At 70.6% G+C, this 14,213-nt stretch carries 13 protein-coding genes; 4 read left to right on the forward strand and 9 right to left on the reverse strand.

The features are described 5' to 3' along the window. Positions 1-99 precede the first annotated feature (99 nt). From ABZ880_RS13155 to ABZ880_RS13165, 3 genes are read left to right on the forward strand one after another with little or no spacing between them, the layout of a single operon-like run. Positions 100-1,230 carry an ABC transporter ATP-binding protein gene (locus tag ABZ880_RS13155; protein ID WP_361260848.1) on the forward strand — a complete coding sequence of 377 codons (1,131 nt, stop codon included), beginning with the start codon at positions 100-102 and terminating at the stop codon, positions 1,228-1,230. Then, positions 1,227-1,937: an ABC transporter permease subunit gene (locus tag ABZ880_RS13160; RefSeq protein ID WP_361260850.1), complete on the forward strand. Its 711-nt coding sequence runs from the start codon at positions 1,227-1,229 to the stop codon at positions 1,935-1,937. The genes ABZ880_RS13155 and ABZ880_RS13160 overlap by 4 nt, the downstream gene beginning before the upstream one ends. Then, positions 1,934-2,602 (forward strand): ABC transporter permease, encoded by a 669-nt coding sequence (locus tag ABZ880_RS13165; RefSeq protein WP_361260852.1) that lies wholly within the window; start codon positions 1,934-1,936, stop codon positions 2,600-2,602. Before ABZ880_RS13160 ends, ABZ880_RS13165 begins: the two co-directional genes overlap by 4 nt. A gap of 63 nt (positions 2,603-2,665) precedes the next feature. Here the strand turns inward: ABZ880_RS13165 and ABZ880_RS13170 are convergent, their stop codons facing one another. From ABZ880_RS13170 to ABZ880_RS13185, 4 genes are read right to left on the reverse strand one after another with little or no spacing between them, the layout of a single operon-like run. After that, positions 2,666-3,268: an ATP/GTP-binding protein gene (locus ABZ880_RS13170; RefSeq protein WP_361260854.1), complete on the reverse strand. Its 603-nt coding sequence runs from the start codon at positions 3,266-3,268 to the stop codon at positions 2,666-2,668. After that, complete coding sequence (locus tag ABZ880_RS13175) at positions 3,255-3,674, reverse strand: DUF742 domain-containing protein (RefSeq protein WP_361260856.1); 420 nt, start codon at positions 3,672-3,674, stop codon at positions 3,255-3,257. Before ABZ880_RS13175 ends, ABZ880_RS13170 begins: the two co-directional genes overlap by 14 nt. Positions 3,675-3,720: 46 nt before the next feature. Beyond that, on the reverse strand, positions 3,721-4,200 hold the full coding sequence (locus ABZ880_RS13180) for a roadblock/LC7 domain-containing protein (RefSeq protein WP_361260858.1): 480 nt from the start codon (positions 4,198-4,200) through the stop codon (positions 3,721-3,723). After that, on the reverse strand, positions 4,197-6,995 hold the full coding sequence (locus ABZ880_RS13185) for an ATP-binding protein (RefSeq protein WP_361260860.1): 2,799 nt from the start codon (positions 6,993-6,995) through the stop codon (positions 4,197-4,199). Before ABZ880_RS13185 ends, ABZ880_RS13180 begins: the two co-directional genes overlap by 4 nt. A gap of 314 nt (positions 6,996-7,309) precedes the next feature. Between ABZ880_RS13185 and ABZ880_RS13190 the strand changes: the two genes are divergently transcribed. Beyond that, entirely contained in the window at positions 7,310-8,266 is a 957-nt protein-coding gene (locus ABZ880_RS13190; RefSeq protein WP_361260862.1) for an ABC transporter substrate-binding protein, read from the forward strand. A 36-nt stretch (positions 8,267-8,302) separates the two neighbouring features. Here ABZ880_RS13190 and ABZ880_RS13195 read toward each other — a convergent pair whose 3' ends face one another. The 5 genes from ABZ880_RS13195 to ABZ880_RS13215 all read right to left on the reverse strand — a co-directional run bounded on the left by ABZ880_RS13195 (position 8,303) and on the right by ABZ880_RS13215 (position 14,211). Continuing rightward, a complete protein-coding gene (locus tag ABZ880_RS13195) occupies positions 8,303-9,685 on the reverse strand; it encodes a glycoside hydrolase family 43 protein (protein ID WP_361260864.1) in 1,383 nt (460 codons plus the stop codon). Between the two features lie 86 nt (positions 9,686-9,771). Then, on the reverse strand, positions 9,772-10,743 hold the full coding sequence (locus tag ABZ880_RS13200; RefSeq protein WP_361260865.1) for an ROK family protein: 972 nt from the start codon (positions 10,741-10,743) through the stop codon (positions 9,772-9,774). Next, complete coding sequence (locus ABZ880_RS13205; RefSeq protein ID WP_361260866.1) at positions 10,740-12,371, reverse strand: ABC transporter ATP-binding protein; 1,632 nt, start codon at positions 12,369-12,371, stop codon at positions 10,740-10,742. Before ABZ880_RS13205 ends, ABZ880_RS13200 begins: the two co-directional genes overlap by 4 nt. After that, positions 12,368-13,243 (reverse strand): ABC transporter permease, encoded by an 876-nt coding sequence (locus ABZ880_RS13210; protein WP_361261085.1) that lies wholly within the window; start codon positions 13,241-13,243, stop codon positions 12,368-12,370. Before ABZ880_RS13210 ends, ABZ880_RS13205 begins: the two co-directional genes overlap by 4 nt. 8 nt (positions 13,244-13,251) lie before the next feature. After that, positions 13,252-14,211 (reverse strand): ABC transporter permease, encoded by a 960-nt coding sequence (locus ABZ880_RS13215; protein ID WP_361260868.1) that lies wholly within the window; start codon positions 14,209-14,211, stop codon positions 13,252-13,254. Positions 14,212-14,213: the final 2 nt, after the last annotated feature.

Below are 14,213 nucleotides of genomic sequence, written 5' to 3' on the forward strand. Positions count from 1 at the left end.
CGGGGCGATCGGATCCCGCCAAGTTCCCGCAGGAGTCGTGAAACAAAACAGGTCTAGACTCGGCCTCCAACAGTCCAGACCCGAAGGGTATTCGGCGTTTTGATACGGATAGATTCAGTCACCAAGCGCTATCCCGACGGCACGGTGGCGGTCGACAACCTCTCCCTGGAGATACCCGACCGTTCGATCACCGTCCTCGTGGGCCCGTCGGGCTGTGGCAAGACGACCACCCTGCGCATGATCAACCGGATGATCGAGCCGAGCGAGGGCACGATCACCATCGACGGCAAGGACATCACGCAGCAGCCGGTCAACACGCTGCGGCGGTCCATGGGTTACGTCATCCAGAACGCCGGTCTCTTCCAGCACCGCACGATCGTCGACAACATCGCCACCGTGCCCCGGCTGCTCGGCTGGAGCAAGGACAAGGCCCGGGAGCGGGCGCGGGAGCTGATGGGGCGGGTCGGGCTCGACGGTGCGCTCGCCAAGCGGTACCCGTACCAGCTCTCCGGTGGCCAGCAGCAGCGCGTCGGCGTGGCGCGGGCGCTCGCCGCGGATCCGCCGGTGCTGCTGATGGACGAGCCGTTCTCGGCCGTCGACCCCGTGGTGCGGAAGGGTCTGCAGGACGAACTGCTCCGTATTCAGGAGGAGTTGGGCAAGACCATCGTCTTCGTCACCCACGACATCGACGAGGCCGTGAAGATCGGCACCATGGTCGCCGTGATGCGTACCGGCGGCCACCTCGCCCAGTACGCGCCGCCCGCCGAGCTGCTGTCCAACCCGGCGGACGCCTTCGTCGAGGACTTCCTCGGCGCGGACCGGGGCATCCGGCGGCTGTCGTTCTTCTCCTCCGCCGGACTCGACCTGCTGACCACCCCGATCGTCGCTGTCGACGCCACCGCCGAGCAGATCGCCGAGCGCAGCGCCGAGGACGTGCCGTATCTGCTCGTCACCGACGTGGACGGCAAGCCGCTCGGCTGGAGCGAGCCGGCCGCCCTGATCGCCGGCGACATCGACCCCGCACAACTCCTGCCGTACGGAAGGCCCTTCGAGCAGGGCAGGGAGTCGCTGCGCGCCGCGCTCGACTGCGCCGTGCTCTCGCCCACCGGCTGGGCCGTCGCGGTCGGCGCCGACGGGCGGGTCAGCGGGGTCGTCTCGCAGCAGAGCATCGGCGAGGCCATCCGCACCGCGCACGCCGAGGGACGCAGCGACGAGAAGGTCGCCGGATGAACAGCGGCATCTTCGACATCCCGAGCGACCTGCAGAACACGTACTGGGGTCTGGTCGGGCTGCATCTGCGCCTGGCCCTGATCCCGGTCGTGGGCGGACTGCTGGTGGCGCTGCCGATCGCCCAGCTGTGCGTGCTGCTGCGCTGGCTCTACCCGCCCGTGCTGTGGGTGACGACGATCCTGTACGCGATTCCGTCGCTGGCCTTCTTCGTCGTCCTCATCGACTACACCGGCCAGACCGAACTCACCGTGATGATCCCGCTGGGCGTCTACAGCCTCGTGGTGTTCGTCCCGGCGATCGTGGACGGCGTCCGGTCCGTGCCGCAGGAGACGCTCGACGCGGCCACCGCCATGGGTCTTGGGCCCGTACGCCGTTATTTCCAGGTGCAGTTGCCCATCGCCGCGCCCGCGATCATCGCCGGGCTGCGCGTCGCTACGGTCTCCAGCATCTCGCTCGTCAGCGTCGGCATGCTGATCGGCAACCAGGGCGGGCTCGGCAACCTGCTCAACGACGGCATGATCTACCACCAGCCGCGCCTGGTCTGGCTGTCCGTGATCGGCACGGCCGTCCTCGCCATCCTCGCCGACGCGCTGCTGGTCCTCGTCCGCGTCCTCCTGACGCCCTGGATGCCGCGCGGCGGTCGTAAGCCCCGCCCCGTGGACGAGCCCGAACCCGTCACGGCCGCCTTGGAGGACGCCGTCCGATGAACGTCCTCCACTTCATCAACGCCTTCTTCAGCGACAGCGCCCACTGGCACGGCTACGACGGCATCCCCACCCGGCTGCGCGAGCACATCCAGTACTCGCTGACGGCGCTCGCCATCGCCGCCGCCATCGGGCTGCCCGCCGGCCTGCTCACCGGCCACACCGGACGCGGCGGCAACAGCGTGGCCTTCGTCGCCACCGCAGGCCGTGCGCTGCCCAGCTTCGGCCTGCTGGTGCTGATGTTCGTGCTGCTCGGCCTCGGTCTCACGCCCGTGATGATCCCGCTGGTCGTCCTCGCCGTCCCGCCGATCCTGGTCACCACCTACGAGGCGGTGCGCTCCGTCGACCCGTCCCCGGTGGACGCGGCCCGCGGCATGGGCATGGCCGAGCCGCGCATCCTCTTCCAGGTCGAACTGCCGGTCGCGCTCCCGCTGATCCTCAGCGGTCTGCGCTCGGCCGCCATCCAGATCGTGTCGACGGCCACCATCGCCGCTTACGTCTCCCTCGGCGGCCTCGGCCGCTACATCGTCGACGGCCTCTACCAGCGCAACTACGAGAAGGTGGTGGGCGGTGCGACCCTGGTGGCCGTACTGGCGCTGCTGACGCTCGGCTTCTTCTGGGCGGTGGCACGGCTCACCGTGTCGCCCGGGGTGCGCCGCAGCAACTGACCCCCGAGCCGCGGGCCCGGGGCGGATCCTCCATCCGCCCCGGGCCCGCTTCTGTCCCGGCTCTCAGCCCCCCGAACGGGCCAGAGCGAGTTCCAGTACGACGAGCAGCGCGTCCCGCACCGAGCCGCGCTCGCGGGCGTCGAAGACGACCACCGGGACGCGGTCGGCGACGTCGAGCGCCCAGCGCACCTCGTCCAGGGTGTGCTCGACCCTCCCGTCGAAGGCGTTGACGGCGACGGCGAACGGGATCTGCCGGTGCTCGAAGTAGTCGACGGCCGCATAGCAGTCGTCGAGGCGGCGCGTGTCCACGATGACGAGGCCGCCGATCGCGCCCTCCACGATGTCGTCCCACATGAACCCGAACCGCTCCTGGCCGGGCGTGCCGAACAGATACAGCTTCAGCGTCGGGTCGATGGTGATGCAGCCGAAGTCCATCGCCACCGTGGTCGTGGTCTTGGCCGGGGTGTGGCTGAGGTCGTCCACGCCCGCCGCGACCTCCGTGATGGCGGCCTCGGTGGTCAGCGGCTCGATCTCGGAGATCGCGCCGACGGCGGTGGTCTTGCCCACGCCGAAACCGCCCGCGATCACCATCTTGACCGGCAGCGGCGTCGATACGGCGGCCACCGGAGCAGCCGCGTAACGGGCGGCCGGTTCAGTCCGAGTCACGGAGTACCCCTCGGGAGTCGGGGATGGCACGCAGGGCGTCGATCACCCTGCGCAGGACGGAGGCGTCGTGGGTGACGCCGGAGTCGGGGACGTGCACCGCCAGATACCCGGCGGCGCGCAGGTCCTCGGCGAGGACCCGGACCACGTTCAGATGCAGCCGCAGCCGGGCCGCGAGCTCCGCGACCGACTGCGGCCGACGGCAGGCGGCGACGATGTCGTGCTGCTCGAAGGTGAGCCCGTCGAGCACGGCGAGGCCCTCCACGGTGGCCACCACCTGGGTCTCCACCGGAACCGGCCGGCCGGACGCGGTGGGCGCCACCCGGCCGGCGGTGACCAGGAACGGCCGTACGGCGGGGGCGGGGCCGACCGGTTCCGGACCGTCCGGCGGTGGGGAGCCGTCCGCCATGGCTTGTCTTCTTCCTCCTCGACCGCGCGCTCGGCGGCGGCGACCGTCAGCGCCCGGAAGCTACGCCGACGCTGTTCTTGAGCTGGAGCACGAGCTGGGGGCTGAGCGCGCTGCCGGCCCGGTTGGCGAACAGCGTCATCTCGTAGGCGATGTTGCCCAGCTTGGCCTCCTTGTCGGCGACGACGCCGAGCACGGCGCCGCTGCCGATCGCGGAGACGATGACATGGCCGCCCTCCAGGTCGATGATGACCTTGTTGAGCCCGCCCAGCCCGTAGTTGCCGGAGGCTCCGGCGGCCAGGCTGGTCATGCCGGAGACGATCGCGGCCAGCCGCTCGGAGTGGGCGCGCTCGTGCAGCTCCGCCACGGCGATGAGCAGCCCGTCGGAGGACACCGCGATGGCGTCGACGACGCCCGCGGTCTCGGTGGCGAAGCGGTTGAGCAGCCAATTGAAGTCGGCTGCGGCGGCCTGCAGTTCGGCCGGCGTGGTGGCTCCCGCGGGGGGAGTGTCACCTGTCGACGTGCTCACTGCTCGGCTCCTTCCGGGAGGTGGTTCTGGTCGTGCGGGTCGGTGGTCGTGGGCCGGTCGCCGGCGCTGTCGCGGTGCGCCCGCTCCACGGCCGCCTCGAACTCGTCGAGCGCGTCCCGTACGGCGTCCGCGTCGGCGGGCCGCGGTGCCTGCCACTCGGTCTGCCGTGCGGCGTCGGCGGTCGTACGGAGGGTGGCACCGCGAACGCGGCGGCGCAGGGGGCGGGAGCCGGAGGCGTAGCCCGGGGACGGGGGAGCCGGTGACGCGGCGTCGGTTTCGGGCTCGGCGACGGGGGTGGCCGAGCCGGCCAGGGACTGGGCGGACTGCGTTGTCGCGCCAGGTCTGACCTCGGACGACGATACCGGTCGGCCTGCCTCTGCCGGGTGGGCGGGGGCTGCTTCGTCGGGCCGGGTGTGGGTCACGCCGGAATCCGCCTCGGTTCGGGCCTGCGGGATGAACGGGGTCTGCTCGGCGCCGGAGCGGGAACCGGTCTCGGCCTCGCTCTCGGACGGCACAGTGGCCGCCTCGGCAGCCGCGTCCGCGGCGGTGCTCGGGTCGGGCAGGGAGTCTGCCTCGCCCGCGTCGGTCTCCCGGCGCGGCACCCGACGGGGGAGCGGTCCGGGGTGACCGCCGGCGTCGTCGGCGGTGGCGGAGGGACGCGGGCGGGGGGCGGCGCCGGCTGCCTCGGCCGAGGGTCGCGGCGCGGTGACCGGCGCGGGCTGGGAGCCGGACTCCCGTCCCACCGGGCCCGCCGCCGTACCGGCCGTCGGACCCGTCACCGGACCGCTCGCGGAGCCCGCCGTCGCCCTTGTTGTGGAACCGCCGGAGGCCCCCGCCCCCACCGGACTCATCGCCAGCAGCAGCGACGACGGGACCAGCACCTCGGCCGTCACACCGCCACCCGGCGTGCGGGACAGCGTGACCTCGACCTCCCAGCGGCGCGCCAGCGCGCCGACCACGAACAGGCCCAGCACCTTCGTCGGCACCACGTCCAGGCGCTCGCGGCGGATCAGCCGGGCGTTCTCCTCGGCGAGCCGCTCGGCGCCCATGCCCAGGCCGTGGTCGGCGATCACGATCGTGGCGCCGCCCGCGGACTCCTCCTCGGCGGAGTCCCGGACGTACACCTCGACGGGACTGCCGGCCGGCGAGAACGCCACCGCGTTCTCCAGGAGTTCGGCCACCATCAGCGTCAGGTCGCCGATGATGTCCGGCTCCACCATGACCTCGGTGCGCGCGTGCAGCCGTACCCGCTGGAAGCCCTCGATCTGGCCGAGAGCGGCGCGTACGACGTTGGTGAGCGCGGTGGGACCGGAGTCGAGGACCGTCTCGCGGATGCCGGCGAGCAGCATCAGGCTGTCGGCGTTGCGGCGCAGGCGTACGGCGATGTGGTCGATGGAGTAGAGGCGTTCGAGGAGAGCCGGGTCGGTCTCGCCGCGTTCCACCGCGTCGATCAACGCCAGCTGACGTGTCGTCAGATTGCTGACGCGGCGGCCCACGTTGCCGAACATCTCGGCGACGTTGCGGCGGCTGAGCACCTGGCGTTCCAGCAGCGCGATCGCGGTGGTCTGCACCCGGTTGAACACCTCGGCGAGCTCACCGATCTCGTCGTCCGCGGTGACCGGCATCTCGCGCAGTTTGGGCGGGCTGTCGTCCTCGGTGTCGTCGTCGGCCACGCGGGCGAGCTCGCGGCCCGCCACCTCGGCGACCTCCTGCGCGGCACCGGTCAGGGCCGTCACGGGCCGCACCACCGACCGGCGCACCAGCACCGAGAAGGCGAGCCAGAGGACGAAGCCGAGCAGCGCCGAGGCCAGCAGCAGGCCCGCGCGCCACCAGGCGCTGGTGGACGCGCTGTCGGCGCCGTCGGCGATCTGGTCGATGAGCGAGGAGGTGATCTGGAGCCGCGCCTGCGCCTGCTTCGGGTAGGCGGGGTAGTCGCCGAGCGCGTCCTGGAACGCCGCCTTGATCTCCGTCGGGGTACTGGCCTGGAGCGTGCTGGGGGCGACCTGGAGCTCGGCGTAGGCCTTGGCGATGTCGTTCTGGGCGCTGGTGTGCTCGATGCCGCCGAGCTCGTCGGCCTGCTGCTCGGTGGCGAACCGGGCGAAGCGCTCGGCCTGGTTGGTGTAGAGCGTGTACGCGCCGACGGCGGTCGTGAACTCGATCTGCGCGTTCGTGTCACCGGTCGTCGCGGAGAACACGCCGGTCTCGAAGGAGCCGTGCGCGGCGTCGGCGCGCAGCAGGGAGTCCAGCAGGTTGCCGGTGAAGGTGGCCGCCAGCTCCGGGTTGCGGTCCAGGCCGAGGCCGGCGATCACGGTCTTGGCGGCGTTGTCGTACGCGGGGTCGATGTTGCTCGCGGGCAGATAGCTCTGCTCGACGGTCCCGCGCAGGCTGGTGAGGCCCTCGACCTCCTTCAGCGCCTGCGCCTCGCTGCCCGGCAGCCCGTCGCCGAAGCTCGCGCGCACCTGCGCGATCTGCGCGTCGACCGCCCGCTGCGCCCTGCGGTAGGCGGCGAGCGTGGACTGGACGCCCTTGCCGCCCGCCTCGTAGCGCACCGAGAGCAGGATCGCCAGCTGGTGCTCGCTCTCGATCTCGTTGACCAGCGAGGCCACCTGCTCGCTGTTGCGCACGAGGTCCGCCGCCGACGCCGCGTCCCGGGCCTGGCCGACCTGGCCGGCGATGAGATAGGAGAGCAGTACGGCCACCACGGCCAGGGGCACGCCGACCAGGAGGTTGAGTTTGCGCCGGAACGGCCACCGGTCGGCGAAGCCGCGTACGCCACCGCGCCTGGTCTGGGGCATGACTGATTCCGATCGATTCTGGACCCTGAGGAATGGTGCCGATGACGCCGAAGCGGCCCCCGCACACCGCTGTGACCGACGTCAACTGCCGTGAGACTACCGCCACATTGAATGATCAAGCACGTCGCCCTTAGTCAAGAATCCATTACAAAGCGCGTCCGCTTCCGCCTCGCTCTGTTTACGCTCCATTCACAACTGATCACGCATTGAGGCCAATTGGTGACCAGGCTGCTCTTGACTGAGTGAGAACTGGCTGGATTGGATCAGTTCCAGAGTTTGTTTCTCATCAATCCCCTGAGTCCGGAACGGGAATCGTGACTTCCAACGCCGCACGCAGCAGGTCCATCAAGAGCTACTCCGCGACGGCCGTCGCGCTCGCCGCGACCACGGCCCTGCTGGCGGGATGTGGCTCCTCCGACAGCAAGTCCGACAACCCGCTCGAGGGAGGGAAGTCCGACGGCAAGACCGTCGTCGTCGGTTCCAACAACTTCGCCGAGAGCATCCTGCTCGCCGACATCTACGGCGAGGCCCTGAAGGCCAAGGGTGTCAAGGTCACCTACAAGCCGAACATCGGCAGCCGCGAGACCACGTACGGCCTGCTGAAGAACGGCTCCATCACGGTGCTGCCGGAGTACAACGGCGCGCTGCTGGCCTACCTCGACCCGAAGGCGACGCCGAAGACGGTCGAGGCGACGACGGCCGCGATCGAGGCCAAGCTCGACTCCAAGCTGGCGCTCCTGAAGCCCGCCTCCGCGCAGGACAAGGACTCCGTCACGCTCAACAAGGCCACCGCCGACAAGTACAAGCTGACGTCCGACTCCAGCATCGCGGACCTCAAGGACATCGCGAAGGACCTGACCATCGGGGCCTCGCCGGAGTTCCAGACCCGGCAGCAGGGCCTGGTGGGCCTGAAGTCGGTCTACGGCCTGGAGTTCAAGTCCTTCAAGGCGCTGGACGCGGGCGGCCCGCTGACCCAGGCGGCGCTGAAGAAGAACACCGTGCAGGCCGCGGACCTCTTCACCACGGACCCGACCATCGTCAAGGAGAAGCACGTCGTCCTCCAGGACCCGAAGAACCTCTTCGGCTTCGAGAACGTGCAGCCGCTCGTCTACAAGAGCGGTCTGTCCTCGGCGGGCCAGGACGCGCTCGACGCGGTCTCGGCCAAGCTCGACACCAAGGCCCTGCTGGACCTGGACTCCCAGGTCCAGCTCGACAACAAGGACCCGCTGGACGTCGCGAAGGCGTGGCTGAAGTCGGTCGGCCTGGGCTGACCCGAGTACGGGCCGGGCGGTGCGCCCGGCCCGTACTCAGTACCCGACGTAGAACGTCGCGTCCTGCTTCTCGGTGGTGGTCGATATCGGGTCGATGCGCAGGACGTAGTTCGAGTGACGGATGTAGCGGGTCGGGTTGTTGTACGACCGGAACGACGCCCAGGAGGCGTCGGCGAGACCGGCGGTCCTGTAGAACGTGGCGTCCGCGGCGAACGTCGACGTGCCGTCGTTCACGTCCAGCTGGAGCGCGTAGTTGTAGTGCCGCAGATACCGGGTCGGGTAGTTGACCGACTGGAACGAGACGCCCGAGGAGTCCGCGAGGCCCGGCACCAGCTTCCACTGGGAGTCGGTGTACGGGTCGAAGGCGTACTCGTCGATCCGGCCGACGAAGTTGGAGTGGCGGACGTAACGGGCCGGGTAGTTGTAGGACTTCAGCCGGTTCCAGGCGGGGGTGCCCCACTTGGCGATGAGGTTGTTGTACTCGGTCGAGGTGATCGGCTGGATGCCGCAGTGCTTGGAGTTCAGCGGCTGGGTGTAGGCCTTCTGGTCGAGGGCCGTCCAGGTGCCGGCTGCCAGGCTGCTGGTCTGCCAGGCGTAGAAGACGCCGTTCGGCGACCAGGTGTCGCCCCACAGGTGCCAGGTGCTGCTCGAGGTGAGGGACTTGACCAGGGTCGGGGCCTCGGTGCCGTTGTGCGAGACGGCGGTGCTGAACTCGGTGAAGCTGCCCGGGTCCAGTGAGGTGGAGCGAGCCCCGACCAGCGTCGAGTTCTTCTTGAAGTAGAGGTAGTTGACACCGTTCACGCCGACGGCCAGGTCGCCGTCGATGACGTCGTAGCCGGGGTCGAAGAAGACCTGGGGACTGCCCGCGGTCACGAAGTCGCCGGTGTAGTTCACCATGATCACGTTGTGGCCGCTGGAGTTCACGGCCGAGTAGATCACGCCGTACTGGCCGCGGCTCGCGTCCCAGTAGGCCTCCGGCGCCCAGCTGTGGGTGTTCATGTCGTGCAGCTTCATCCGCCGGTAGCCGGTGAAGGTGCGCAGGTCGGTGGAGTCCCAGACGTGGATGTACTGGCTGACGTACGTCCAGTCGGTGCCCTTGAGGTCGGTGGCGAGCACCACGAACGTGCCGTCCTGCTTGCGCAGGATGAAGGGGTCGCGCAGGCCCGTGGAGCCCGCGGTCGGGGTGGCGACGGGGGCGTTCTGGTTGAGCGGGGTCCACTGCAGGCCGTCGGGGCTGACGGCCAGGTGCAGACCGTAGTTGGCGGCCAGCATGTCCGGGGACTCGGTGAAGTAGCACATCACGTACGCCGAGTCGGTGGCCGCGCGAGCGGTTCCGGCGCCGAGCGCCAGCGCGCCGGTCGTGGCCAGCGGAACGGTGGCGGCCATGCCGAGGAAGTGGCGGCGGGAGGGGTGGGCCATGGGCTCTCCAGGGGTGCGGCTCTGTTCGGTAAGTCGAACAAAGTTCGAGTGAGCGACCAGAAGCTAAGGAGAGTGGTGCGTACGCGTCAATCGTGCGGTCGCGCTTGGCTGGTTTTCGTCGTCCACCTTGCCGTTTGCTGTGCGGCTCCCCTGTGGATCTCGGCCCGCGCCCGCGCCGCCGCCCCGACCGCCACCCCGTCGTCGCCGAGCCCGGCGGGCAGGACGCGGACCGGGCGCCCGCTCACGGGGGGTTCGGCGGCCAGGGCCCGCCGGATCGACGGCTCGACGAGCGACCAGGACCGGCTGACGCCCCCGCCGATCACGAACGTGGTGACATCCAGCAGGCCCGCCGCGATCAGGACCGCCCGGGCCACGCCCGCGCCCGCCGCCTCGTACACCGCCAGCGCGTCCGGGTCGCCGCGCCGCGCCGCCTCGGCGACGGCCTCGGCGGTCACCGTCCGGCCGGTGCGCTCGCCGTAACGGGCGGCGATAGAGCGGCCGGACGCGAGGGTCTCCAGGTGGCCGCGGCCGCCGCAGGTGCACGGCAGTTCGCCGAAGCCGGGCACGTGCCCGATCTCGCCCGCCGCGCCGTGCGGACCGTCGTAAAGGGCGTGATCCAGCCACAGCGCGCCGCCCACCCCGGTGCCGAGCGTCATGCCGAGCACGTCCGGCTCGCCCGCGACCGCACCGGCAGTCGCCTCGCCGCGCAGGAACGCATTGACGTCGTTGTCGAGGAACGCCGGTACGCCCAGGGCCCGTTCTGCCTCGGCGGTGACCTCGAACCCGGCCCAGTCGCGGAAGGAGTCGCTCGCCACCAGGATCCGCCCGGCCCGCGCGTCCACCACCCCGGCCGCCCCGACCCCGACACCGAGCAGCCGCGCGGGCGTACGGTCCAGCAGCTGCCGTACGGCGTCCAGGGCGGCGCCGACCATCGCCGTGCCGCCCTCGGCCGCCGGGGTCGGTACCTCCACGCGGTCCACGATGCCCAAGTCCTCCGTGCACAGCGCCACTTGGGTGGTAGTGCCGCCGATGTCGACGCCTGCGACGACGCCCGTCACGCGGTGACCCCCGCTCGCCGCTGCCGCTGCACCACGGGATCCGGTACGGGCACGGCCGCGATGAGCCGCTGTGTGTACGCGCTTTCCGGACGCAGCAGCGTGGACATGGTGGGCCCCTGCTCCTCGACCCGACCGGCCCGCATGACGACCACCCGCCCGGCGAACTCCTGCACGACGGCCAGGTCGTGGGAGACGAACAGACAGGCGAAGCCCAGCTCGCGCTGCAGCTCGGCGATCACTTCGAGGACCGTGCGCTGCACACTCACGTCCAGTGCGCTCGTCGGCTCGTCCGCGACCAGGAGCCGGGGCTGAAGGGCCAGGGCGCGCGCGAGACTCACCCGCTGCCGCTGGCCGCCGGACAGCTCGCGCGGTCCGCGTGCCGCCAACTCCCTTGGCAGCCGCACCAGTTCCAGTACCTCCGCGACCCGGGCCCGGCGCTCGGCCGCCGACATGCCCCGGCGGTGCATCCGCAGCGGTTCGGCGACGCACTCGGCCACGCTCATCCGGGCGTCCAGCGAGGCGACGGGGTCCTGAAGCACCACGCCCACGCCGGACAGCAGGGCCCGCCGCTTCCGGCCCCGGGAACGCCCCACGTCGGTGCCGAAGAGCGACACCGTGCCGGAGTCCGCCGGAACCAGGCCGAGGGCGACCCGGGCCGCGGTGGACTTGCCGGAGCCGGACTCGCCCACGAGGCCCACGGTCTCGCCGGGCCGGACGTCGAGCGACACGCCGTCGAGGGCCCGTACCGCCCGGGGCCCTCGTCCGAACTGCACGGAGACGTCCCGGAGTTGCACGACGGGAGCGTCCTCCTTCGGAGGGGCGTCCTCGCCGCTGAACACCAGTCGGGGCACCGCCGCCAGCAGCTTCCGCGTGTACTCGTGCGTCGGCCGCAGCAGCACCTCCTCCACCGGGCCCGTCTCCACGATCCGACCCTGCAGCATGACGGCCACGCGGTCCGCGAAGTCGGCGACGACGCCCATGTTGTGCGTGACCAGCAGCACGCCCGTGCCCGAGTCGGCCGCCAACCCCCGTAGCAGATCGAGGATTTCGGCCTGCACGGTGACGTCGAGCGCGGTCGTCGGCTCGTCCGCGACCAGCAGGGCCGGCGAGTTGGCGATCGCCATCGCGATGACGACCCGCTGCCGCTGCCCGCCGGAGAGCTGGAACGGGAACGCGGACGCCCGCCGCTCCGGCTCCGGAATGCCGACGCGGCGCAGGAGCTCGACCGCCTCACTGGCGGCTTCCTTCCGCGAGACGGGGCGGTGGTTCCGTATGACCTCGGCGATCTGCGCGCCGACCCGGGTGAGCGGGTCGAGGGCGGTGGCCGGCTCCTGGAAGACCATGGAGGCCGTACGGCCGCGCAGACGGGCGAGTTCGGCCTCGCGGGCCCCGACGACATCCGTGCCGTCGATCGCCACCCGGCCCGACACCCGCGCGTTGCCGGGCAGCAGGCCCAGCGCGGCGAGGGCCACCGTCGACTTGCCGGAGCCGGACTCGCCGACGAGCGCGAGCGTCTCGCCGGGCCGCACGTGCAGTGCTGTGTCACATACCGCAGATACGTCACCGGTGTCGGTCGTGAACGTGACCCCCAGCCCCTCGATCTCCAGCACCTTGTCCCGCGCGTTCATCCGCGCCCCCTCACGTCGAAGGCGTCGCGCAGCCCGTCGCCGATCGCGTTGAACGCGCACACGACGAGGATGATCGCGAGACCGGGTGGAACGATCAGCCACCAGCGTCCGGAGTACGCGGCCGTCAGACCGGCGGACAGCATCCCGCCCCAGTCCGTCTTCGGCGGCTGCACACCCAGGCCGAGATACGAGACATAGGCGACCAGCAGGATCGCGTCGGCGACCTGGAAGGTGGCCGCGACGACGATCGTGGACACCGAGTTGGGCAGGATGTGCCGGGTGATGGCCCGGCCGTGCGTGCCGCCGGTCGCGCGCAGCGTCAGCACGTAGTCGCGGCTCTTGAGCGTGAGCGTCTCGGCCCGCACCAGCCGGGACGGCACCAGCCACGACACCAGGCCGAGTACGAGGATCAGCCCGAGCGTGTCCGGGGTCGTGATCGCCGACACGACCAGCAGGATGAACAGCGCGGGGATGGCGATCCCGGCGTCCACGACCCGCATCATCACCGCGTCCACCCAGCCGCCCGCGTACCCGGCGGTCGCGCCCCACAGCGTCCCGATGACGGTCGCGAGAATCCCGGCCGCGAGCCCGACGAGCAACGAGACCCGCCCGCCGTACATGAGCCGCCCGAGCTCGTCGTGTCCGACGGCATCCGTGCCCAGCCAATGTGCGTCGCTGGGCACGAGGTTGACCTGCGTGAGGTTCGTGTGGGTCTGGTCGGTGGAGTGGAGGAGGGGACCGACGAAGCAGAACAGGAGGAAAATGGCGACGACCAGGACCCCGGCCACCGCAAGCTTGTTGCGCGCGAAGCGCGATCCTTTCAGGGGCGCGGGGAACTGCGCGATCAACCCCCACCGGCCCGCAGCTTCCATACGACCGCTCACGCCCGTCCCCCCTTCACCCGAGGGTCGACAACCCGCTGCACGACATCCGCGAGCAACGTCCCCACGACCGTCGCCACGGAGATGACCAGCACACACCCGAGCAGCACCGGATAGTCGGAAGACTGCGCCGCACTCCAGAACAGCAGCCCCATCCCCGGGTAGTTGAAGAGCTGCTCCACGACGAGCGCACCGCCGAAGAGCACCGGCACGTAATAACCGAGCATGGCGATCACAGGCGTCAACGAGTTGCGGAAGACGTGCCTGAAGAGGATCGACGCCTGCCTTGAACCCCCGGCCCGCGCCGTGCGCACGTAGTCCTCGGAGAGATTCTCCAAGGTCGATGCGCGCATGTACCGACTGAACACGGCGACCATCGACGCGGCCCCCGTGACCACCGGCAGCACGAGCGCCACCGGATCCGCGAACACCTGGCCCACGGTGTCCCCTTGCGGCGCCTGGGACGGAAACCACCGCAGCGTCTGGGTGAAGACCAGCACCAGGATCAGCCCCAGGAAGTACACCGGCGTCGAGTACGCGACGAAGCTCAGCGTGGTGATGACATAGTCCGCCGGCTTGTTGCGCCGCACCGCCTGCCACATGCCGAGCGGAATCGCGAGCAGCAGCCCGACGAGTGCGGACAGGACGGTCAACACCAGGGTTTTCGGCAGGCGTTGCTCGATCAGCTGCGAGACCGCCTCGTTGAGCGTGTACGACGTTCCCAGATCACCGTGCAGCAGGGTGCGCAGATAGTAGACGTACTGGACCGGCAGCGGACGGTCCAGGCCCTGTTCGTGGTTGAAGGCCGCGATCTGCTGGGCCGTCGCCTGCGGGCCGAGGATCCCGCGTGCGGGACCCCCGGGCAGCGCGTGCAGCAGGCAGAAGACCACGACCGTGACGATGAGGACCACCACGAGGGCCTGGGCGACCCGCCGGGCCAGATAGGCGAGAGTCTCCATGC

Source organism: Streptomyces sp. NPDC047043, from assembly GCF_040644055.1.
GTDB lineage: Bacteria > Actinomycetota > Actinomycetes > Streptomycetales > Streptomycetaceae > Streptomyces.